The sequence below is a fragment of the Mesorhizobium sp. M0663 genome (genome assembly GCF_040320585.1).
Taxonomy (GTDB): Bacteria; Pseudomonadota; Alphaproteobacteria; order Rhizobiales; family Rhizobiaceae; genus Mesorhizobium.
Window position 1 is genome coordinate 392,995 of sequence record NZ_JAMYPX010000003.1, and the last position, 19,184, is coordinate 412,178.

Annotated in this window: 24 protein-coding genes; 17 read left to right on the forward strand and 7 right to left on the reverse strand. The window is 62.0% G+C overall.

Features of this window, described 5'->3' with window-relative positions; all coding sequences use genetic code 11:
* Window positions 1-25: 25 nt before the first annotated feature.
* Both NKI54_RS08320 and NKI54_RS08325 read right to left on the reverse strand, forming a co-directional pair.
* Window positions 26-661 carry a dihydrofolate reductase family protein gene (locus NKI54_RS08320; RefSeq protein ID WP_023676193.1) on the reverse strand — a complete coding sequence of 212 codons (636 nt, stop codon included), beginning with the start codon at window positions 659-661 and terminating at the stop codon, window positions 26-28.
* Between the two features lie 315 nt (window positions 662-976).
* Window positions 977-3,043, reverse strand: a complete 2,067-nt coding sequence (locus tag NKI54_RS08325) for a N,N-dimethylformamidase beta subunit family domain-containing protein (protein ID WP_023676192.1) — start codon at window positions 3,041-3,043, stop codon at window positions 977-979.
* Between the two features lie 198 nt (window positions 3,044-3,241).
* Between NKI54_RS08325 and NKI54_RS08330 the strand changes: the two genes are divergently transcribed.
* The 9 genes from NKI54_RS08330 to NKI54_RS08370 all read left to right on the forward strand — a co-directional run bounded on the left by NKI54_RS08330 (window position 3,242) and on the right by NKI54_RS08370 (window position 12,083).
* Window positions 3,242-4,015 carry an SDR family NAD(P)-dependent oxidoreductase gene (locus NKI54_RS08330; protein ID WP_023676191.1) on the forward strand — a complete coding sequence of 258 codons (774 nt, stop codon included), beginning with the start codon at window positions 3,242-3,244 and terminating at the stop codon, window positions 4,013-4,015.
* A gap of 80 nt (window positions 4,016-4,095) precedes the next feature.
* Window positions 4,096-5,418 (forward strand): histidinol dehydrogenase, encoded by a 1,323-nt coding sequence (hisD, locus tag NKI54_RS08335; protein ID WP_352569218.1) that lies wholly within the window; start codon window positions 4,096-4,098, stop codon window positions 5,416-5,418.
* A 15-nt stretch (window positions 5,419-5,433) separates the two neighbouring features.
* Window positions 5,434-6,456 carry a zinc-dependent alcohol dehydrogenase gene (locus tag NKI54_RS08340; protein WP_352691116.1) on the forward strand — a complete coding sequence of 341 codons (1,023 nt, stop codon included), beginning with the start codon at window positions 5,434-5,436 and terminating at the stop codon, window positions 6,454-6,456.
* 31 nt (window positions 6,457-6,487) lie between these two features.
* Window positions 6,488-7,219, forward strand: a complete 732-nt coding sequence (gene hutC, locus NKI54_RS08345; protein ID WP_352691118.1) for a histidine utilization transcriptional repressor HutC — start codon at window positions 6,488-6,490, stop codon at window positions 7,217-7,219.
* 225 nt (window positions 7,220-7,444) lie between these two features.
* A complete protein-coding gene (locus tag NKI54_RS08350; protein ID WP_023676187.1) occupies window positions 7,445-8,446 on the forward strand; it encodes an ABC transporter substrate-binding protein in 1,002 nt (333 codons plus the stop codon).
* 97 nt (window positions 8,447-8,543) lie between these two features.
* Entirely contained in the window at window positions 8,544-9,341 is a 798-nt protein-coding gene (locus NKI54_RS08355) for an ABC transporter permease (RefSeq protein ID WP_502898207.1), read from the forward strand.
* 10 nt (window positions 9,342-9,351) lie between these two features.
* Window positions 9,352-10,134: an ABC transporter ATP-binding protein gene (locus NKI54_RS08360; RefSeq protein WP_352634583.1), complete on the forward strand. Its 783-nt coding sequence runs from the start codon at window positions 9,352-9,354 to the stop codon at window positions 10,132-10,134.
* A 204-nt stretch (window positions 10,135-10,338) separates the two neighbouring features.
* Window positions 10,339-10,740: a YciI family protein gene (locus NKI54_RS08365; protein ID WP_352578795.1), complete on the forward strand. Its 402-nt coding sequence runs from the start codon at window positions 10,339-10,341 to the stop codon at window positions 10,738-10,740.
* A gap of 86 nt (window positions 10,741-10,826) precedes the next feature.
* Window positions 10,827-12,083: an RNA polymerase sigma factor gene (locus NKI54_RS08370; RefSeq protein WP_352634581.1), complete on the forward strand. Its 1,257-nt coding sequence runs from the start codon at window positions 10,827-10,829 to the stop codon at window positions 12,081-12,083.
* Between the two features lie 87 nt (window positions 12,084-12,170).
* On the opposite strand, the gene NKI54_RS08375 is transcribed toward NKI54_RS08370, so the two are convergent.
* The 4 genes from NKI54_RS08375 to NKI54_RS08390 form a co-directional block, all read right to left on the reverse strand.
* Window positions 12,171-12,578, reverse strand: a complete 408-nt coding sequence (locus NKI54_RS08375) for a PIN domain-containing protein (protein ID WP_352578797.1) — start codon at window positions 12,576-12,578, stop codon at window positions 12,171-12,173.
* A complete protein-coding gene (locus tag NKI54_RS08380; RefSeq protein ID WP_023676182.1) occupies window positions 12,568-12,798 on the reverse strand; it encodes an AbrB/MazE/SpoVT family DNA-binding domain-containing protein in 231 nt (76 codons plus the stop codon). Before NKI54_RS08380 ends, NKI54_RS08375 begins: the two co-directional genes overlap by 11 nt.
* Window positions 12,799-12,905: 107 nt before the next feature.
* On the reverse strand, window positions 12,906-13,334 hold the full coding sequence (locus tag NKI54_RS08385) for a type II toxin-antitoxin system VapC family toxin (protein ID WP_352578798.1): 429 nt from the start codon (window positions 13,332-13,334) through the stop codon (window positions 12,906-12,908).
* On the reverse strand, window positions 13,331-13,573 hold the full coding sequence (locus NKI54_RS08390; RefSeq protein WP_352691121.1) for a type II toxin-antitoxin system Phd/YefM family antitoxin: 243 nt from the start codon (window positions 13,571-13,573) through the stop codon (window positions 13,331-13,333). The genes NKI54_RS08385 and NKI54_RS08390 overlap by 4 nt, the downstream gene beginning before the upstream one ends.
* A gap of 194 nt (window positions 13,574-13,767) precedes the next feature.
* Here NKI54_RS08390 and NKI54_RS08395 point away from each other — a divergent pair, with 194 nt between their 5' ends.
* From NKI54_RS08395 to NKI54_RS08420, 6 genes are all read left to right on the forward strand, one after another.
* Window positions 13,768-14,091: an ArsR/SmtB family transcription factor gene (locus NKI54_RS08395; protein ID WP_023716560.1), complete on the forward strand. Its 324-nt coding sequence runs from the start codon at window positions 13,768-13,770 to the stop codon at window positions 14,089-14,091.
* The gene (locus NKI54_RS08400) at window positions 14,088-14,498 is read left to right on the forward strand and encodes an SRPBCC family protein (protein WP_352578799.1); all 411 of its coding nucleotides are present in this window, start codon (window positions 14,088-14,090) and stop codon (window positions 14,496-14,498) included. Before NKI54_RS08395 ends, NKI54_RS08400 begins: the two co-directional genes overlap by 4 nt.
* A gap of 71 nt (window positions 14,499-14,569) precedes the next feature.
* Entirely contained in the window at window positions 14,570-14,962 is a 393-nt protein-coding gene (locus NKI54_RS08405; protein ID WP_352451012.1) for a VOC family protein, read from the forward strand.
* Window positions 14,963-15,044: 82 nt separating this feature from the next.
* Window positions 15,045-15,275: a hypothetical protein gene (locus NKI54_RS08410; RefSeq protein ID WP_352578800.1), complete on the forward strand. Its 231-nt coding sequence runs from the start codon at window positions 15,045-15,047 to the stop codon at window positions 15,273-15,275.
* A 4-nt stretch (window positions 15,276-15,279) separates the two neighbouring features.
* Complete coding sequence (locus NKI54_RS08415; RefSeq protein ID WP_352691124.1) at window positions 15,280-15,750, forward strand: DUF1801 domain-containing protein; 471 nt, start codon at window positions 15,280-15,282, stop codon at window positions 15,748-15,750.
* A 91-nt stretch (window positions 15,751-15,841) separates the two neighbouring features.
* A complete protein-coding gene (locus tag NKI54_RS08420) occupies window positions 15,842-16,240 on the forward strand; it encodes a DUF1801 domain-containing protein (protein ID WP_292654454.1) in 399 nt (132 codons plus the stop codon).
* Here the strand turns inward: NKI54_RS08420 and NKI54_RS08425 are convergent, their stop codons facing one another.
* On the reverse strand, window positions 16,241-17,149 hold the full coding sequence (locus tag NKI54_RS08425) for a dihydrodipicolinate synthase family protein (protein ID WP_352578802.1): 909 nt from the start codon (window positions 17,147-17,149) through the stop codon (window positions 16,241-16,243). It lies immediately after the preceding gene.
* 240 nt (window positions 17,150-17,389) lie between these two features.
* Here NKI54_RS08425 and NKI54_RS08430 point away from each other — a divergent pair, with 240 nt between their 5' ends.
* Entirely contained in the window at window positions 17,390-18,487 is a 1,098-nt protein-coding gene (locus NKI54_RS08430) for a Gfo/Idh/MocA family protein (RefSeq protein ID WP_352691126.1), read from the forward strand.
* A 12-nt stretch (window positions 18,488-18,499) separates the two neighbouring features.
* A complete protein-coding gene (locus tag NKI54_RS08435; protein WP_352691128.1) occupies window positions 18,500-19,159 on the forward strand; it encodes a ThuA domain-containing protein in 660 nt (219 codons plus the stop codon).
* The last annotated feature ends 25 nt before the right edge of the window (window positions 19,160-19,184 follow it).

Genomic DNA, 19,184 nt, shown 5'->3' on the forward strand with positions numbered 1-19,184 from the left:
TGGTTGCACACATTCTCTGACGTGTTCACGTTGGCCGGTAAATCTGCGCCACCGCGCCCCCCGGGAAGGCTTTCGAGCTCACCAGCTTGAGAGACATCGGCGCGACCAGTTCGGAGAACAGCGGCAGGCCTTTGCCCAGCGCCACGGGGGCCACCGTCAGGGCGAGCTGGTCGACCAGTCCTTGGGCGACGAGACTGCGGGCGAAGCTCACTCCGCCGTGGGCGATGATCGGCTTGCCCTCTTGGGCTTTCAACTTCGCGACTTCCTCCGCCAAGTCACCGCTCGCCACATAGGCCTCCGCCCAACTTTCACCACCGGGCTGCAACTTCGCCGGCTGTCCGGTTCCCGCGTTGACGGCGCGAGCCTCATCGAGCGCCGCCGACTTGCTCACCTCCCTCAGGATCTCCGGTCCCCGTCGTGAGAAGACGGCCTTGGGGATCTGGTTCATCGGCGCCGCGAACTGGTCGCAGGAGATCGGCCACCAGGCGGCCATGTCACGGAAGCTGCGGCTGCCCATGATGTGCAGGCTCGAGTTCCATATGAACTCTACGCCCCAGGCCTTCGCCTCTTGATCGGCGCCGAACATCCATGTGTTTCGGCCATCCAGGTCACTCACGAAGCCGTCGATCGATATGGACATCTTCAAGATCAGGTCTCTCATCGCTTCTTCCTTGCGCTGGTGAGACCCAAGGACGGGCCAGATCGGTCAGTTCCGACAATTCGTTGCGGGATAGTCCGACAACGCTTGCGCGCCGCCGAAGAAGGGATACCTAGCTTCCTTGCCTGGTCGGCGAGGGTGTCGTTGATGCCGCGCCAAATTCTGGTTCAGCGCCGTTTGTCAAAGCAGCGCACCTGAAGGTTGCGGCTGAGGCAACTGCCGTCCGCCAGGTGGCGAGAGACATGTGAGACGAAGCCGGTGCACGCCGACTGATTTGATTCCCAAAACCGGATACGGGTCTTTCCGTAACGGCGCCAATCAGCTTATCCATTTTTCTCGGCCGGGTTCTCCTTTCGTGGCACCGAGGCGGGTAAGCAGATTGAGCGTGATCCTGCCGACATCGTTCATGGCGCCTGCGGCTGGCAGCGCGCCGCACCAGGCAACCGAGCTTGCGGAAAAGATCAAGCCGCCTGCTGCGAGCTTTCGCAGGGTCATTTCGGCGCAGCGGCGGGCGATGCGTTGCCTATCCCCGCCCTCATACCAGCGCGTCGGATCCTGGAAGAAGCTGTCGGGAAATCCCGTCGCCCGCGCGATCACGACGGTGTCAGCGGAAGTGCCGAGGGCTGGATCCGTCGCATCCACTTCGTAGCCCGCGGCACCGCCCAGCACGATGCCGTCGGTGCCGAAGGTCGCATTTTCAACGCCTTCGAACAGCCATGCGCATCCTGCTTCATGGCTTTCCTCAGTGCGCGTGAAGGGGCGTGCGCCATCGAAACCCATCAGTGAGATCGCGCCACCGATCAGCGTGAATTCGCCTCGGCCGCGGCAACGGAGATAGCCGCCTGGTTCGTTGGTGATCGACAGCGCCTGTTCGGCGACCGGGCCGTCCCAGGTTCGGCCGGCCTCCAGCGGCGAGCGCCGCAACTCCATCAGATCGTCCTTGAAAGCCACAGTGGCAGCAAAGCCGTTTCCGCCGAGATAGGCGATGCTGCCGCCTTCGGCCACAAACTGCCGCAGCGCCTGCTCCATCTCGATCGACATATATTCGGGATGACTGCCGGTGACGACGGCTTGATGTCGACGCAAACCGTCTATGCCGCATTCGTGCAAATCGTGATCGGTCATGACGTCAAACACGATTCCATTGTCGTGGCAGAATCGGAGGAAGTGCAGATCGACCGGCAAATTGTGTGGGCAGCCGCAGAGCGGATAATCGTAATCGTCCCTGAGCGTCACTTTCGGCTTTTTGTAGGAGCAGATGGAAACACCGCTAAGGTCGGAATGGTAGTCGTAAAGGGATTTCAGATTGTTGGAGATCGCGAAGCGATGTCCCCGGTCGTCGCCTTTCCATTCATAAAGATGATCCGGGAGATATTCGTCCGCATAAGCGAGATAGGTGGCCGTCGGCACGAGATACAACAGCGGCGACGAAACCTGTGAAGAGGTGACGAAGAACACCACGCGTTCGTAGCCACCCTCCCATTCGACCTGGAACGCGTAGACGCCTGGGTGTGCGTTTTCGGGGATCGTCGCGCGGTGCGAGACCGGCCACCCAAGCGGGCCGATGTCGTCGTCGTGGCAATGGATAGCGTCGTAGTGCGACGGCACCAAGCGAGGCTCGAAGCTCGATCCGTCCCAGCGTGCCGAAGTCACGCAGAAGGCTGGCTGATTGATCACGTCGAGGAGCAACGGATCTGCTCCGCCCGACGACAGGATCGGCTGCGTTGGTAACAGCGTCGGGAAATCCCAGGCAATGGTCCCCTGTGGGGTGTCGAGCCGGATCGCAGCAAATTTCGCGTTGAGGGTAGGTTCGTGGTTGGTGGCACTTGCGCCGAAATGGATGTCGTGCGCCTGGAGGGTCCGCTCAGGGCTGGCAAAACCTTCGTGGAGTTCGTAAGGCGCGAGACGGTCATGGGATTTGATGCGCAGGCGCAACTGCTCCTGCCGCAGGTCCAACTCGACAGTGAGCCACACACCAGTTGGCGCCTTCTTCTCGACAAGGGTTTCGCCGCCGATTTCCACGACAAATGCGCCGTCGCGGAGGCGCAGCCCGAGGGCGCCTGCCTCCAGGATCGTGCGCGCACCTTCGTTGCGCGTGAGGAACAGCTCAAAACGTATGCCGTGGACGGCTTGTACTTTGGCCAGTTCGCCGGCTCGCACGAACAGGAACGACCCTTGGTCGAAATGCCGACGCCGTGCTTCACCTACCGTTTCGATGGGCCAGGCGAGAAATTCCGGAGCCGGCTTGTCGAGCCGGCAAATTCGTGTGGCCTTTATCGGCCGATCGCATGACAGGCTGAGCTTGATCCGCTGGCCTGCTTTGGCACTCCAGGGGGTGGTATAGCCAACCACGCTCATCGCGTCGTGGTCTACTGCGCGCTTCATCTATCCCTCCCGATGAACTCCAGATGGGCTGGGGCGAACCGCGTAGTCCGGTCCGATGTCGGCCAATGCGCTGCCGCTCTGACAAGCAAAGTTCCGCATGGCGCACTACAGCCATGATGTACATGCTTGTATAGATAAGCTGCATTCGGATAGTCTCGACGCGATCGGTCCAAGCGCGACATTACCAAGGAGGATGACATGCGCAACGCATCTCTCTTCGATCTGTCAGGCAGGAAGGCGCTTGTAACCGGCGCAAGCCGTGGCATCGGGCGCAGCATCGCCGAGGCGCTCAGCGCGGCCGGCGCCGACGTCGCGGTCACGGCGCGCAGCGTGGCCTCGCTCGAGAAGACGATGGCCGCCATCCGCACCGCCGGCGGGGTCGCGCACGCCATCGCCCTGGACGTCACCGATGTCGACCGCTGCCTGGCGGCGACAGCCGAGGCCGGCAGCCTGCTCGGAGGTCTCGATATTCTCGTCAACAATGCAGGTACGGAAGAGGTCCGGCCTTCACTCGATGTCGACGAGGTCTTGTGGGACAGGATTGTCGATACGAATCTCAAAGGCGCCTTCTTCTGCGCCCAAGCCGCCGCGCGGCAGATGAGAGACGCCGGACGGCCCGGCGTCATTATCAATCTCTGCTCGCTGACCTCCGAGGTTGGGGTTCCCACGGCGGTGCCGTACGGCTCGTCGAAATCAGGCCTCCTCGGCATGACGCGGGCGCTTGCAGCGGAGTGGGCCGATCTCGGGATCCGGGTCAACGCCATTGCGCCTGGCTATTTCAGGACAGCGATGACAGACGTGTTCTACAGCAACGAGGCATGGCAGCAATCGATGCTCGCCAAGATTCCGCAGCGCCGTTTTGGTGATCTCTCGGACCTGCACGGAATCGCGGTGTTCCTCGCTTCGGATGCGGCAGCCTACATAACCGGCCAGTCCATTCCCGTGGATGGAGGCTTTCTCGCATCGATTTGAAGGCTTCAGGGGCCGGAGACGTGTCCCAGAAGTGATCGACAAGCGCTAATCGTAATTGCGTTCTAAGAAAAGGAGCCGCCATGTCTGACGTCAGCTTCCACCGCCTGTCATCCCTCAGTGTCGATCAGCGGGCCAGTTTACTGAAACGCGCCGAAGGAGATCTGTCTTCCTTCATCGAAAAGGTCCGTCCAATCATCCAGGCCGTCAAGGATGAAGGTGACGCGGCATTGCTCCGGTTTGCACGCGAACTCGACAAAGCCGATGTTGCCGACGGTGGACTGAAAGTTTCGGAAGCGGAGTTCGACGCGGCATTCGACAAGGTCGAGAAGGATGTCGTGGAGAGTATCCGGTTCGGCATCGAGAACATAAGGCATTTCCACGAGGAGCAGCGCCCGGAAACGATGTGGCTCAAGGAAGTTCGGCCGGGCGCCTATGCGGGCGACCGATACACACCGATTGCTTCCGTTGCGCTTTATGTTCCGCGCGGCAAAGGCGCCTTTCCCTCGGTGACGATGATGACCTCGGTTCCGGCGGTGATTGCCGGGGTTCCCCAGATCGCGATCGTGACGCCTGCGACTTCGGATGGTTCCGTCGACGCCGCGACGCTGGTTGCTGCCCGCCTCGCCGGCGTGGAGACCGTGTACAAGTGCGGCGGCGCCCATGCGGTCGCCGCCGTCGCCTATGGAACCGAGACCGTGAAGCCTGCCGTCAAGATCGTCGGGCCGGGGAGCCCGTGGGTGGTGGCGGCAAAGAGCGTGTTGTCCCCGATCATCAACACAGGTCTGCCCGCCGGTCCTTCCGAAGCGATCATTTTTGCCGATCACAGCGTCGACGGCGGCCTGGCTGCTCTTGACCTGTTGATCGAGGCCGAGCACGGGCCGGATTCCTCGGCCTACCTGGTGACGCACAGCCGCAAGGTCGCCGAAGCCGCGTTGATTGCGATACCGGAACACTGGTCCCGGATGAGCGAACAGCGTGTGGAGTTCTCACGCGCGGTGCTGACTGGGAAGCGCGGCGGCATCGTGCTGACCGAGTCGCTGGAGGACAGCTACCGCTTCATCAACGACTATGCGCCGGAGCACCTCGAGATTCTGTCAACGGAGCCATTTGCGCATCTCGGACGTATCACGGAAGCTGCCGAGATCCTCATGGGTCCGCATACGCCGGTGACCCTCGCCAACTTCGTCCTGGGACCCAATGCGGTGCTGCCGACCAGCCGGTGGGCGCGAACCTTTGGACCGCTTTCCGTGACGGATTTCGTCAAGAGATCGTCGGTCGGCTATGTGACCTCGGCGGCCTATCCGGAACTCGCCCTGCATGCCCGCAGGCTCGCCCGCTACGAAGGATTCAGCTCGCATGAGAACGCGGTTTCGGAGATCCGCGATCGCTATCTCGCCGGCTGAGCGGAAACGATGACGATGAGGGCGGCGCGACTCCATGGACCCGGCGACTTGCGCGTCGAGGATATCGCCGCGCCAGGCGCTCCCGAGCCGGGCTGGGTGAAGCTGAGGGTCGATGCCGCAGGCATTTGCGGTTCCGATCTCCACAACTTCCGCACGGGCCAATGGATAAGCCGATCGCCTTCGACGGCTGGCCATGAGCTGACAGGCACGGTGATCGCCATCGGCGAGGGCGTGGACACCGTCGCTGTTGGCGACCGCGTGGTCGCCGATTCCCGTTTCTGGTGTGGAGAATGCGCGCAATGCCATGCAGGCAGGCGGCATCTTTGCACGTCGCTGGGCTTTGTCGGCGAGATATGCGACGGCGGATTTGCCGAACAGGCGGTCCTGCCCGCACGCCTGCTGCACGTCGTCGATGCCGCGCTTGACGAACGGGTCGCGGCGATGGCCGAGCCGCTGGCTGTAGCGTTGCACGCAGTGCGGCGTCTGCCGAAAACGGCCGGCTCCGTTCTTGTCGTCGGCTGCGGGACTATCGGCGGGCTTGCCGCACTGCTGCTTTCCCGGACATTCGCAGGTACCGTGCTCGTCGCCGATCGCAACCCTGGCCGCTGCGCCCGCGTGGCGCGTGTGACCGGCGCCAGCATCGTCGATTTGAACCGGGACGCCATTGCCGCCGCCACCGCGGATGCCCCCTTGCTCGCTGCCGTCGAAGCAACCGGCAGCGTCGCAGCACTCGGCCAGTTGCTCGGCGTTCTCGATGCCGGCGGCACCGTTGCGATGGTCGGCATATTCCATGGCCGCCTCGATATCGATCCCAACATCCTGGTTGAACGCGAAATAGCATTGCTGGGATGCCACGCCTTTGCCGATGAGCTTCCCGACGCCATTCGGATGCTCGGCGAATTGACCGAGCCCATGGTCGAACTGATCGACCGCGAGATCGGCCTGGATGATGTTCCCGCAGCCTATGAGCGGCTGTTGGCGGGGCAGGGTGACGGCTTGAAAACGATCATCCGGATGCGGTGTGCCGGGCGCGTGTGATTTCCGAACCTTGCCGGAAAGGATTTTTGAAATGATAACTTTGCCCGACACCGCCAGCCCTCTTTACGAGAAGGTCAAGGACTACATCCTGACGAACATCGGAACGGGGCGATGGAGCAAGGACCGCAAGCTGCCTTCCGAAAATGAATTCGTGGCGACACTCGGCGTGTCTCGGATGACGGTCCATCGTGCCTTGCGGGAGTTGACCTCTGCGGGTTTTCTGATCCGGCTCCAGGGCGTCGGCACATTCATCGCGCCACCTCGACCGCAATCCGCACTGATCGAGATCAACAACATCGCGGCGGAAATTGTCGCGCGGGGAAACAGGCATCGCTCCGAGGTTATCGTCCTCGAAAAGATCATGCCGACAAAGGAGCTCGCGCTTTCGTTCGAGTTTGCAAAGCGCGTGTCGGTCTATCATTCCATCGTCGTTAACTTCGAGAACGACCTGCCTGTGCAACTGGAAGAGCGCTTCGTCAACCCGGGCCTGATACCCGACTATGACAAGCAGGATTTTTCCAGGACAGCGACCTACGACTATCTCATGCAGAAAACCCCGGTGACGGAGGTCGAGCACATCATCTCGGCGACCCCTGCCGATGCCGAGACGGCGCGGTATCTGGGCGTCGACGTCGGCAGCTGCTGCCTGTTTCTGCATCGCCGGACATGGACGGGCGCCGTCGTTGCCACGATCAGCAAGCTGACTTACGTTGGCAGCCGCTACTCGCTTGGCAGTCGATATTCTCCATCCAAAAAAACCTGATCGCAGTGAAGCGAATCAGAGTCGGAAGGAGGGGGCTAACTTGTATATGCATGTATGTATTTAGCCTTGACATCCGCTGTTGCTGACGTTGAAGTGTCGTCGCACTTTCGTTGAACGAACAGCTAAGATGCCGAGGCACGGTGCCGCAAGGGCAGAAGCCCGCATTCTCACCAGGCCGGATGTTTGGTTCAAAAAAGCGGCCTGATCATCAAGGGGAACAAGATGATGCGTAACCTAGCAGGACAATTTCGGGCACTCGTTATGGCTGCTGCCGTCGGGTTTGCCCCGGCGGTCTACGCGGCCGACACGACAATTCCGGCGACGCCTGAGGCAGGAACATTCAAGATCGGCATCGAGCCATGGCTTGGCTACGGCCAGTGGCACGTCGCCGAAGCCAAGGGTCTGTTCAAGGCAAGCGGGCTGTCCGACGTACAGATCGTGAACTTCGCCGAGGACAAGGACATCAACGCCGCCCTGGCGAGCGGCCAGCTCGATGCCGCCAACATCGCGACCCACACGGCTATGGGCATGGTAGCGGCCGGCCTGCCGGTGAAGATCGTGCTTCTGCTCGACGTCAGCATGACGGCGGACGCCATGATCGCCGGCAAGGACATCGCCTCCGTCGCCGACCTCAAGGGCAAACAGGTCGCTTTTGAGGAAGGCACGACGAGCGACATCCTGCTCAAATACGCGCTCGCCAAGAATGGCATGTCCATCGCCGATGTCCAGCCGGTTCCAATGCCGGCGGCGGATGCCGGCAGTGCGTTGATCGCCGGCCAGGTCCCGGTGGCGGTGACCTATGAGCCCTATCTCACCGCGGCCAGGGCACAGAACAAGGACGTCAAGCTGCTCTTCACCGCAGGCGAAGATCCCGGCCTGATCAGCGACGTGTTCGTGGTGCGCGATGAGGTGATCAAGTCGCGTCCCGGCCAGGTGCTTGCCATGATCAAAACCTGGGATGCGGCCCTGAAGGCTTACAATGCCGACACGCCCGACGGCCGGGCGATCATCTCCAAGGCAGTCGGTTCGAGCGTCGAAGACCTCAACACCGCCTTTGATGGCGTGCGTTACTATACTCTCGCCGAAAACAAGGATGCGCTGACGGGCGAATTTTCCACCAAGACATTCGCCGATGTCGAGGCAGCCGCCAAGAACGCCGGGCTGCTTCAGGCGGACGTGACGCCGGAGCAGATGATCGACCCGTCATTCGTCAAGGCCGCGAAATGACGAGGGCCGGCTCGCGGTGGTGACGCAAATGTCCGAGCAGCGTGCGACCAAGCCAAGCCCGTCTCACGCAGCGCCGGGGCCGGTGATCAAACAGCCGATGCGCCGTCGCCCCTCCACCGGGCTCGGCGCGCCCATCGCACGCTCGCGCTTCCTGATGATAGCAGTGGCGGTTTTTGCCGGCCTCGGTCTCGCCTGGTGGGCGGCAACGGGGCTGGGGCTGGTAAAGCCGATTTTCCTGCCCTCGCCGGGGAGCGTGGTGACCCAGCTCGGCAAGCTCTCGGGTGACGGCACGCTGTGGCTGGATGTCAGAGCCTCGATATACCGTATTTCCATTGGCTTCCTCATCGCCTCGGCATTGGCGATTCCGATTGGCGTGCTGATCGGCAGCTTCAGGACCTGGGAAGCGGCGATCGAGCCGCTTGTGGATTTTATCCGCTACATGCCGGTGGTCGCTTTCGTGCCCCTCTCCATCCTGTGGTCGGGGACCGGCGATGCCCAGAAGTTCCTGATCATCTTCATCGGCACCTTCTTTCAGCAGGTGCTGATGATCATGGACAATGTGAAGCGGGTTCCCGCTGATTTCATTGGCCTTGGCAGGACACTCGGCCTGCCGGATCGCAGGATCCTGACGCGCATTGTGGTTCCCAGCGCCTTGCCAGGCATCTGGGATACGTTACGCATCAGTCTCGGCTGGGCATGGACCTGGCTGGTGTTGGCGGAACTTGTCGCGGCGACATCAGGCCTCGGCTACCGCATCACCGTGTCCCAACGCTATTTCCAGACAAACACCATCATCGGCTACATCCTGCTGCTGGGCGTGCTTGGCCTCATTACCGACCAGGTCATGAAGGCACTGGGAAAAGTGCTGTTCCGGCAGGAGGGCCACGTGCAATGAGGCCGGGCCGATGAGTTTGCCCAAACTGCGGATCGAGGGTCTCCACAAGAGCTTCGGCACGGGCGCGCGGCGCACGGAAGTGCTGCGCGATATCAACCTCGATCTTGCCGACAACGAGTTCGTCTCGCTGGTGGGCACGTCGGGTTGCGGCAAGAGCACGCTGCTGTCGATCGTTGCCGGACTGCAGGATTTCGACGCGGGAGATATTGCCATCGATGGCGCGCCGATCCTGCAGCCGGGCCTCGACCGCGGCGTCGTCTTCCAGTCCTACACCCTGCTTCCCTGGCTGACGGCGCAGCAGAATATCGAGTTCGCCCTCAAGGCCGCGGGTCATGATCGCGCGACCTGCCGCAGGATAGCACGCGAGCATCTCGATCTGGTCAAGCTCCCGCACAGCGCCAATCGTTATCCGTCTGAGCTTTCGGGCGGCATGAAGCAACGGGTGGCCATAGCGCGTGCTCTTTCCTATCGACCCAAAATGCTTCTGATGGACGAGCCCTTTGGCGCGCTCGATGCCCTGACCAGGCATCAGATGCAGGAACTCCTGACGCAGATCTGGGAGGAGCACAGGCTCACCGTGCTCTTCGTCACCCATGATGTGGAAGAAGCCGTCTACCTGTCGGACCGCATCGTCGTGATGGGGATCGGCCCGGGACGCATCATGCAGACCTTCAATGTCGACATCGAGCGCCCGCGCCGGGAAGAGGTCATGGAAACCCCGGCCTTCATGGATTTGCAGCGCAGCGTACACAAGGCGATCCGCGAGGCTTCAAAACGTCCCGAAATGGTTTAGGCGGGCCACTCAATTACTTACAATCGGCGACCAGCGTTGCGCCCAATCTCGATATCGCGCCATCGCGATTCCTGACCAGGGGAGCCGCGATCGGCGGCTTTCTCCTCAACCTCGAAAAAAATTTGCAGGACAATGTCGATTTCCTAAACTCCGTTCGTCGTTTCGATGCCGGCCGGTGAGTCCGGCTCAACAAGGAGACAGACGATGCGTGTGATGGTGCTCGTGAAGGCTACCGAAGACAGCGAAAAGGGCTTTGTCCCCACGCCCGAGGCGAAGGAGGCGATGGAGGCGATGGGCAGGTTCAACGACGAGCTGCGCAATGCCGGCATCTTGCTCGACGCCGATGGCCTCAAGCCCTCCTCGCAGGGCAAGCGCGTTGCGTTCGATGGTCCCCGCCGGACGGTCATCGACGGGCCTTTCGCCGAGACCCGAGAACTGGTCGCCGGTTTTTGGCTCTGGGAAGTCAAGGACATGGACGAGGCGGTCGCCTGGGTGAAGCGCTGCCCCAATCCCATGCCGGGACCGAGCGAGATTGAAATCCGGCCGCTGTACGAGATGGCTGATTGGCAATGGGAATCTGACGCCGGAGGTCACGCAAATCCATGACCGGACGCGCGAGAAGCTCAGCGGCAACTGAACCTGTTGGCCGCAACCTGTTTTGCCTTCGTTATGGCTTTGGCCGATAAGGCAGCATGACGGCAGGCGAGACGCAGCAGGCGATCGAGGCGATTTTTCGCATTGAACGTGCCCGGCTCATCGCGGGCCTGGCCCGCCTCGTGCGCAATGTCGATCTTGCAGAGGAACTGGTGCAGGACGCCCTCGTCATAGCCCTATCCGAATGGTCCAGGACCGGCGTTCCGGCCAATCCCGGCGCTTGGCTGATGACGGTCGCCAAACGCCGCGCCATCGACGCGATCCGTCACGACAAGATGCGCGAGCGCAAGCATGAGGAGATCGCGCGGGAGCTGGACGGCGAGTGCGATGGTACGGCCGAGGGAAACGAAATGGCCATGAACGACGATCTTGGCGACGAGCTGCTGGGCCTCATCTTCACAGCCTGCCACCCCATACTTTCGGCCGACGCCCGCGCGGCCCTCACGCTGCGTGTCATCGGCGGCCTGACGACGGACGAGATCGCCCGTGCTTTCCTGTCGAGCGAGGTGACGATCGCCCAGCGCATCGTCCGCGCAAAGAGGACGATCGGAAAGGCCGGGCTCAGCTTCGAGGTGCCGCGCGGCGCCGAGCGTGCGGCGCGTCTGTCCTCGGTGCTGGAGGTCATCTACCTCATCTTCAATGAAGGCTATGCTGCCACGGCAGGCGACGACCTTGTCCGGCCGAGCCTGTGCCTGGAGGCACAACGGCTCGGCCGCATGCTGGCGGGGTTGATGGCCGAGGATGCCGAGGTGTTCGGCCTGCTGGCTCTGATGGAAATCCAGGCATCGCGCCTGCCGGCACGCATCGGGCCGGACGGCGCCCTCTTGACCCTGACCGAGCAAAACCGCGCGCGCTGGGACCAGCTGCTGATCCGCCGAGGCCTTGACGCGCTGGCCCGTGCCGAAGCCCTCGGGGGCGATGGCCCCTATGTGTTGCAGGCCGCGCTTGCAGCCTGTCACGCGCGGGCGCGCAGTCCGGCCGATACCGACTGGCCCCGTATCGCAGCGCTCTACGACCGGCTGCGTGCAGTGATGCCCTCGCCGGTGGTCGATCTCAATCGAGCGGTCGCGCACAGCATGGCCTTCGGGCCCGAAGCGGGCCTGCGGCTGGTAGACGAGATTGCCGACGCCGCCGCCTTGCGCAATTATGCGCCATTGCCGGCGGCGAGGGGCGATTTTCTGTTTCGGGCCGGCCGGCTGGCCGAGGCCCGCGCCGAATTCGAGGCTGCGGCCAAGCTCACCCGCAACGTGCGCGAAGCGGCCTTTCTCCTCGCCCGCGCAGACGCTTGTGGTTGACAGCATCGCTCTCCGTGCCCGACGCGCCGCTCGGCAACATCGAAAGCCGCCAGTTCGCTCCCGGCCAGCTCCCTTCAATGAGCGTGATCAGCTCGCAACGCGAAAGGGATTAACGATGCGCAAGCCTTCGTCGAGCGCCATTCCGTGCTGCATGTCCTCCGACCAAAGTGTATCGCAGCCAGCGTGAACCGCCGCGGAGGCGATCATCGCGTCATAGGTGGAAAGGCCGTACCGCTCGGCGAGCCTCAATCCTGTTTCGTGGGTCTCGAGCGTGAGCGGATGAACCGTCAACAGGCCGCGCAGCGTGGTCAGCAGCGCATGCGTGTCGTCCCATGACATTTGCATCTTCCGACGCGCGACATTGGTGAGTTCATTGAGAACCTGCACGCTGATCGCCCCGCCATCGGCGATGACCGCCTCGGCCCGATCCGCCTTCGCCGTGTCGCCTGACGCGATATAAAGAAGGACATTGGTATCGAAAAAACTAACGGGCATTTGCCTCGTCCCGATCGAATTTGAAGTCAGCGGGAAGCCGACCGCGGAAGGCGCGGAGACGCTTCAGCAACTCCTCACGCCCGGGCTTCCGCGCGACGCCAAGCTGGCGGGCGTCAGCGACATGGATTTCGATCTCATCGCCTTCCCTGAGTTCAAGCGCTTCGACCACAGCGGCGGGAAGGCGGACCGCAAGACTGTTTCCCCATTTGGCGACCTGCATGCCACTTCCTCTCTTAGATATACGCTGGAAGAAATGTATATCCACAAGTCGTCAAGGTCAAGAATTGCAGCCAATCGGTTTATTCATTTTGGAGGAGAGGGCCTCGATCATGCCAGCAACTGCGTCGGCACGCCGAGAATCGGTCCTGCCTCGGCGAGCCGCTGGTCGAGGGTCCACACCGTGGCGCCATGCTCCGATGCCGTCGCGAGGTGCAGGGCGTCGCCAGCACGAAGCCCGAGGATATGCTGATCGGCGAATTTCGCGGCGACCCGAAAATGCCCGCCCGTCACCGGCAGCACGGTGAAGCTCTCAGCGACAAGCCTATTGAACATCGCGAGCGCTGCCGCGCGTTGCTCCAGGTCGATCTGTCCGGTCCGAAGCTTGATCGCCATGGCGGAGGACATCTCGGTGATGGTCCAGTCGCTGATCACAAGTTGCGCTGGGTCCTGCTCCGCCAGCCAGCCCTGAACGCGCGCGGTCATGGCTTCGTTGGATAGCGCCGCGATGATCAGCGAAGTATCGAGATAGGACGTCAATAGCGATCGCCATCTCGCATCGATCGCACCAGATCGGCGGCAGCCTGAGCCTGCAGAGGCATGGTTGCGGTCAGGGAATGGAGCAGGACGGCGTCGATCCGTTTGCGAGGGCGGGCCACGGCCGTGAGCCTGGCGACCGGCTTGCCACGCCGGGTTATGTCGATCGAGTCTCCAGCTTCAACCCGGTCGACGAGCTCACTCAGATGTGCCTTGGCGTCCGCCAGATTGACCGCGTCCATGTCACGCTCCTGACCATGTAGATGGTCATGTAGCGTATAACGCGTGACAATTCCAGTGCAGAGCACGGCGAATAAGCAACTGGCTGCGTGAGCGAAGCAGGTGACCTGCAACGAGAAACATGCCGCTTCCCACTTGACTCATACATATCCCGGTGGTTATACATCGACCAATAGCCGAAGGGTTATCGATCCCAATGCCAAACGCTCACGATGTGCTCTTCAGAACGCTTGCCGATCCGACTCGGCGCGCTATTTTTGAGCGGCTGTGTCGCGAAGGAGAGCAGACGGTCGGGGCTCTGACGGCTCAGGCCGGGATCTCGCAACCGGCCGTGTCAAAACATCTCGGCGTTTTGAGGCAGGCCGGGCTCGTGCGCGACCGCCATGCAGGGCGACAGACCCATTATAGCGCGCAGCTTGCTGCGCTTGCCCCCCTGATTGACTGGACAAGCCAGATGACCGGGTTCTGGCAGAGCCGGTTCGACGACCTCGAAGACCTGCTCAAAAGGATGGACCAGTGAACGAAATGGCGACCGAAACGCTCTCCGTCGTTGTCGAACGGGAAATCGCTTATCCGCCCGAGAAGATCTGGCGCGCGCTCACGCAACCACACTTGATCGAGGAGTGGCTCATGAAAAATGACTTCAAACCTGTCGCGGACCACCGTTTCAATTTTCACGCAGACTGGGGCGCTGTCGAATGTCAGGTGCAGACGGTCGAGCCGAACAGAACACTGACTTACACGTGGGATACCAAGGATCTCAAGAGTGTCGTCTCCTGGACCCTCACCCCCACGAGCACCGGAGCCCGCTTGCGCATGGAACAGTCGGGCTTCCGGCCGGATCAGCAGCCTTACTTCCGGGGTGCCAAAGTCGGCTGGCCGAGGTTCTTTGACGATCTGGAGCAGGTTCTGGCGCGGACGGACTGAGATCCGCTGGGCTATCCAAGCAAGGGCTCTGTTACAGAGCGACATCACGAGGCGATAATGGAGGCAAGCCAATGAAGATCAAGTTGGCCAAAGTATACGTGGACGACCAGGAAAAGGCACTGGGCTTTTACACCGAAACGCTCGGCTTTACCAAGAAGGCCGATTTCAGCAATGGGCCGTTTCGCTGGCTGACCGTCGCATCACCCGACGAGCCGGACGGTGCCGAGCTGCAACTCGCGCTCAATGACAACCCGGCGGCCAAGGCCTACCAGCAAGCCATTTTCCAGCAGGGCCAGCCCGCGGTCATGTTCTTCACCGATAACGTCAAGGGCGACTACGAGCGCATAAAAGCGCGCGGCGCCGAGTTCACGATGCCGCCGACCGAAGTAACCGGCTCGACCATCGCCCAGCTGAACGACAACTGCGGCAACCTCGTTCAAATCACCCAACTGGCGCGCTGGTAAAGCATGCGCTCAGTGGCGTGGCTGCCCGGCGGGAGTCGCCAAACGGGCCGCCCGATCCGCTTCGTCTTCAGAGGAGGTCTCAATGGATTGGAACAAATGGGTTCGGCAGATCCACCGCTGGCTGTCGATTATCTTTGCGGCGGTCGTCGCCGCCATCTTCATCAGCCTGGGAGTAGGCAAGGAGCCCGCCTACTGGGTATACCTCTTGCCGCTGTTTCCACTCGGCTTGCTCCTGCTTACCGGTCTGTACATGTTCGTGCTGCCTTACGCTCCCAAGTGGCGCAACGCAGGGGGCGCCGGCGCATTGGAGTGAACGCATGGCCAACAAGACGTCCATCAAGTCAGCGGCGGTCGCGAAGAAGCCCGCCGCCAAGCCTGCAGCCGCCAAGCCGGTCCTCCTCGCAGGCGGCAACCCGCAGATCCCGAAGGGTGATGGTGACGCTCCTGTGCAGGCCTACATCGCGGCCATGCCGGGCTGGAAACGCGACGTCGGCCGCCGCCTCGACGCACTCATCGAGCGCAACGTTCCCAACCTGCGCAAGGCCGTCAAATGGAACTCGCCCTTCTATGGCGTAGAGGGTCAAGGCTGGTTCCTCAACTTCCATTGCTTCACAAAGTACATCAAGCTGGCTTTCTTCCGCGGCACGTCGCTGCATCCTGTCCCTCCAGGCGAGTCCAAGCACAAGGACGTGCGCTACTTCGACATCCGCGAGGACGACCAGCTCGACGAAGCTCAACTCACCGACTGGGTAAAGCAAGCCAGCCAGTTGCCTGGCGAGCGAATGTGAGTGGAATGCGAGTCATTCCCGCAAACCCGGTGCCGACTAGCGGTATTCATGTGACGGGCGAGCGGCAACAACCCTAGGGAAAGCGACAATGATGATGAAGAGTGGCTCTATGGAAGGAAATGCAGAGAGCTCTCCCTCTCAGCTGATAGATGCGAGGATCAGTGAGCTGGGCGATTGGCGAGGCAAGACGCTTTCCCATGTCCGCGCTCTCGTCAAGCAGGCTGACCCGGAAGTGGTCGAGGAGTGGAAGTGGCGAGGCGTTCCGGTGTGGTCGCACGCCGGAATAATCTGCACCGGCGAGACCTACAAGAACGTCGTGAAGGTGACCTTCGCAAAGGGCGCCTCCCTGCCGGATCCTTCAGGCCTGTTCAACTCCAGTCTCGAAGGCAACACCAGGCGCGCCATCGATATCCGTGAGGGCGAAGATATAGATGAGAATGCGTTCAAGGCGCTGATACGCGCTGCTGCCGCCCTGAACACGGCCCGATAGTCAGCTCCGGCCGATATGGTCGGCTAGCGGGCCGAGAGCGGCGAGCAAAGCTTCGCCGGTGGCTTGCGTCGCGTTCTCATGCGGCGCGCGCAGGTTCAGCCAGCGTCTGTCGCCGGACCGTACCGCCAGCACTGCCTTCATCGCGGAGATGAGGCCGGCGTCCTGGATGATTTTGCGGAACGCCTTGATGGCGGCATCCGCGTCAGTAATGTCCTCTCCCGCCAGTGCTGCGTCGTAGAGGGCCCGGATCGCTGGGGCATTCAGATTGACCGTCGCCGAGATGCACCCCGCAGCACCGTTGGCGAGGCCTTTCGTCAGCTGTGCTTCCGAGCTCGGGAACACCGCGACCCTTGGGGCTGCCGCAATGACCGCCGCGGTGTTGTTCCAATCGCCGGCGCTGTCCTTGTAAGCCACCACGACATCCGGAAACGCTTGGCTCAAGCGGGCGGTCAGCGCCGGGCTCACCGGTACGCCGGAATTCTGCGGGATGTGGTAGAGGATCATCCTCATCGCCGGGTTCGCCACCCGTTCGATCAGCTCGCCATAGTAGCGGGCCTGTCCGTTGTCGCCGGCGGCCGTATAGAAGAACGACGGCAGCACCATCACCCCGGCACAGCCGAGCCCGACGGCATGCGCCGTCAGCTCGACGGTTTCGGCAAGTGCTGTGACACCGGTGCCGGGCATCAGACGGCCTGGCGAAATGCCGGCCTCGACCAGCCACTCCAGCGCTTGCATGCGCTCGCGCAACGAGACGGACAAGGCCTCGCCCGTGGTGCCGAACGGCGACAGGAAGTGCGCTCCCTGATCCAGCACCCATTTGGCGTGTGACATCCAGAGGTCGCGGGCAATGCGGCCGTCGTTTTCGAACGGCGTCAGGATCGGTGCGATGGTTCCTTGTGGGCGGATCATGTGCGTCCTTCTAAAGCCGGCATCAAAAATGTCGAGCAAGCTACATGAAGCAATGTTGCTGAGTACCGGCCGTTCGACCTCGAAAGCAAGCGGCTCGCGCATAGGCGCGCGATTGTGATCGGGCGGCGGTTCTGAGGCTCTCGAAGTATATCCTTGTCACGGGATAACGTCGTCTGGCCGAAAGGGGGGTGACAAACGAGTTCTGCTGTTTCATCAATGCCGCCTTTTGAGGAGAAGCCCATGCGGAGGATCGGTGTCGGCATTATCGGCTGCGGCAACATTTCGGATGCCTATCTGAAGGCATCGCCACAATTCCCGGTGCTCGACATTGTCGGCGTCGCCGACATCAACCGGGCGGCGGCCGAGGCCAAGGCAGCGGCCTACGGCCTGGCTGCCATGCCGGTTGACGCGCTGTTGGCCGATCCGCGCGTCGAGATCGTGCTCAATCTGACGACGCCGCAGCATCATGTGCCGGTCGGCCTGCAGGCTGTCGGGCAAGGCAAGCACGTCTATTCCGAGAAGCCGCTGGCAACGACGCTCAGCGACGCCGAGCGGCTGGTCGCGGCCGCGCGCGAAAAGGGCGTGCGCGTCGGCTGCGCACCCGACACCTTTCTTGGCGGCTCCCACCAGACGGCGCGGCGGCTGGTCGATAAGGATACGGTCGGGACCATTGTCGCCGGCTCTGCCTTCATGCAGGTGCCCGGCCACGAACTCTGGCATCCCAATCCGGATTTTTACTATCAGCCCGGCGGTGGGCCGATGCTCGACATGGGACCGTACTATCTGACCTGCCTGGTCAATCTCCTGGGTCCGGTAAAATCCGTGACCGGGCAGGCGAAGTCATCCTACGCCACCCGCACCATCGATTCTGGACCGCGCCAGGGCGAAACCATCCGGGTCGAGGTGCCGACCCATATTTCCGGCCTGCTCGCATTCGAGAATGGCGCCGCGGTCTCGATCACCACCAGCTTCGACGTCTGGAAGCATGAACACAATCACATCGAACTTTACGGAACCAGGGGCTCGATGATCGTCTCCGATCCCAACCAGTTCCAAGGCGACATCAGGACCAGCCAGCGCAAGGGCGACTGGACGGTGGCCGATCAGATCCATTCGTATGGCGACGGCAATTACCGGGGCCTCGGCCTTGCCGACATGGCGCAGGCGGTCGTCTCGGGCAGACAACACCGCGCCAGTCTCGATCTTTCCCTCCATGTCCTGGAAATCATGGAATCGATCATCTCTTCAGCAGAGATAGGGCAGTGTATCGATCTCAGATATGGCTGCGCCCGGCCGGCGCCGATGCGCGCCGACCTGCCTTTCGGAATTCTGGAATAGGGGAATAATGCGATGAGCAAGACGGCACTGATTTTCTGGGGCGGCTGGGAAGGTCACACCCCGGCCCGAAGCGCCGAAATCGTCAAGGAGATGCTGGCCGGCAACGGCTTCGACGTGCAGCTGGAGCAGGGGACTTCGGCGCTTGCCGATCCGCAGCTGGGCAAGCTCGATCTCATTGTCCCGGTGATCACCATGTCGACGATCGAAAAGCCGGAGCTGCAAAACCTGACCAGCGCCGTCAGGGCCGGCACCGGCCTTGCGGGCTTTCACGGCACCATGTGCGACAGCTTCCGCAACGAGCCGGAATACCAGTTCATGACCGGCGGCCAGTGGGTCGCCCATCCCGGCAACATCATCGACTATCACGTCGACATCACCAGGCCAGGCGATCCGGTCATGCAGGGCATCGACGGCTTCGCCTACCGTTCAGAGCAGTATTACATGCATGTCGATCCGACCAACGAGGTGCTGGCGACGACTACTTTCACCGGCGAGCATCTCGATTTCATCGCCGGCGTCGTCATGCCGGTTGTCTGGAAGCGCCGCTACGGCAAGGGCCGCGTCTTCTACAGCGCGCTCGGGCACACCGCCGACGAGTTCGCCGTGCCGCAAATGCGCACGATGTTCGAACGCGGCGCGATTTGGGCCAGCCGAAACTCGGACCTTGAATAGCCGTTCAATCTGAACGCCACGTATC

Coding starts and splice junctions, on each gene's coding strand:
- NKI54_RS08375 (WP_352578797.1), bottom strand. CDS start 12,578: ATGCCCGTTAGTTTTTTCGATACCAATGTCCTTCTTTATATCGCGTCA.
- NKI54_RS08370 (WP_352634581.1), top strand. CDS start 10,827: ATGACGGCAGGCGAGACGCAGCAGGCGATCGAGGCGATTTTTCGCATT.
- NKI54_RS08380 (WP_023676182.1), bottom strand. CDS start 12,798: ATGCAGGTCGCCAAATGGGGAAACAGTCTTGCGGTCCGCCTTCCCGCC.
- NKI54_RS08340 (WP_352691116.1), top strand. CDS start 5,434: ATGAGGGCGGCGCGACTCCATGGACCCGGCGACTTGCGCGTCGAGGAT.
- NKI54_RS08365 (WP_352578795.1), top strand. CDS start 10,339: ATGCGTGTGATGGTGCTCGTGAAGGCTACCGAAGACAGCGAAAAGGGC.
- NKI54_RS08320 (WP_023676193.1), bottom strand. CDS start 661: ATGAGAGACCTGATCTTGAAGATGTCCATATCGATCGACGGCTTCGTG.
- hutC (WP_352691118.1), top strand. CDS start 6,488: ATGATAACTTTGCCCGACACCGCCAGCCCTCTTTACGAGAAGGTCAAG.
- NKI54_RS08390 (WP_352691121.1), bottom strand. CDS start 13,573: ATGGACGCGGTCAATCTGGCGGACGCCAAGGCACATCTGAGTGAGCTC.
- NKI54_RS08430 (WP_352691126.1), top strand. CDS start 17,390: ATGCGGAGGATCGGTGTCGGCATTATCGGCTGCGGCAACATTTCGGAT.
- NKI54_RS08410 (WP_352578800.1), top strand. CDS start 15,045: ATGGATTGGAACAAATGGGTTCGGCAGATCCACCGCTGGCTGTCGATT.
- NKI54_RS08330 (WP_023676191.1), top strand. CDS start 3,242: ATGCGCAACGCATCTCTCTTCGATCTGTCAGGCAGGAAGGCGCTTGTA.
- NKI54_RS08395 (WP_023716560.1), top strand. CDS start 13,768: ATGCCAAACGCTCACGATGTGCTCTTCAGAACGCTTGCCGATCCGACT.
- hisD (WP_352569218.1), top strand. CDS start 4,096: ATGTCTGACGTCAGCTTCCACCGCCTGTCATCCCTCAGTGTCGATCAG.
- NKI54_RS08350 (WP_023676187.1), top strand. CDS start 7,445: ATGCGTAACCTAGCAGGACAATTTCGGGCACTCGTTATGGCTGCTGCC.
- NKI54_RS08355 (WP_502898207.1), top strand. CDS start 8,544: ATGCGCCGTCGCCCCTCCACCGGGCTCGGCGCGCCCATCGCACGCTCG.
- NKI54_RS08405 (WP_352451012.1), top strand. CDS start 14,570: ATGAAGATCAAGTTGGCCAAAGTATACGTGGACGACCAGGAAAAGGCA.
- NKI54_RS08435 (WP_352691128.1), top strand. CDS start 18,500: ATGAGCAAGACGGCACTGATTTTCTGGGGCGGCTGGGAAGGTCACACC.
- NKI54_RS08325 (WP_023676192.1), bottom strand. CDS start 3,043: ATGAAGCGCGCAGTAGACCACGACGCGATGAGCGTGGTTGGCTATACC.
- NKI54_RS08420 (WP_292654454.1), top strand. CDS start 15,842: ATGATGAAGAGTGGCTCTATGGAAGGAAATGCAGAGAGCTCTCCCTCT.
- NKI54_RS08425 (WP_352578802.1), bottom strand. CDS start 17,149: ATGATCCGCCCACAAGGAACCATCGCACCGATCCTGACGCCGTTCGAA.
- NKI54_RS08360 (WP_352634583.1), top strand. CDS start 9,352: ATGAGTTTGCCCAAACTGCGGATCGAGGGTCTCCACAAGAGCTTCGGC.
- NKI54_RS08415 (WP_352691124.1), top strand. CDS start 15,280: ATGGCCAACAAGACGTCCATCAAGTCAGCGGCGGTCGCGAAGAAGCCC.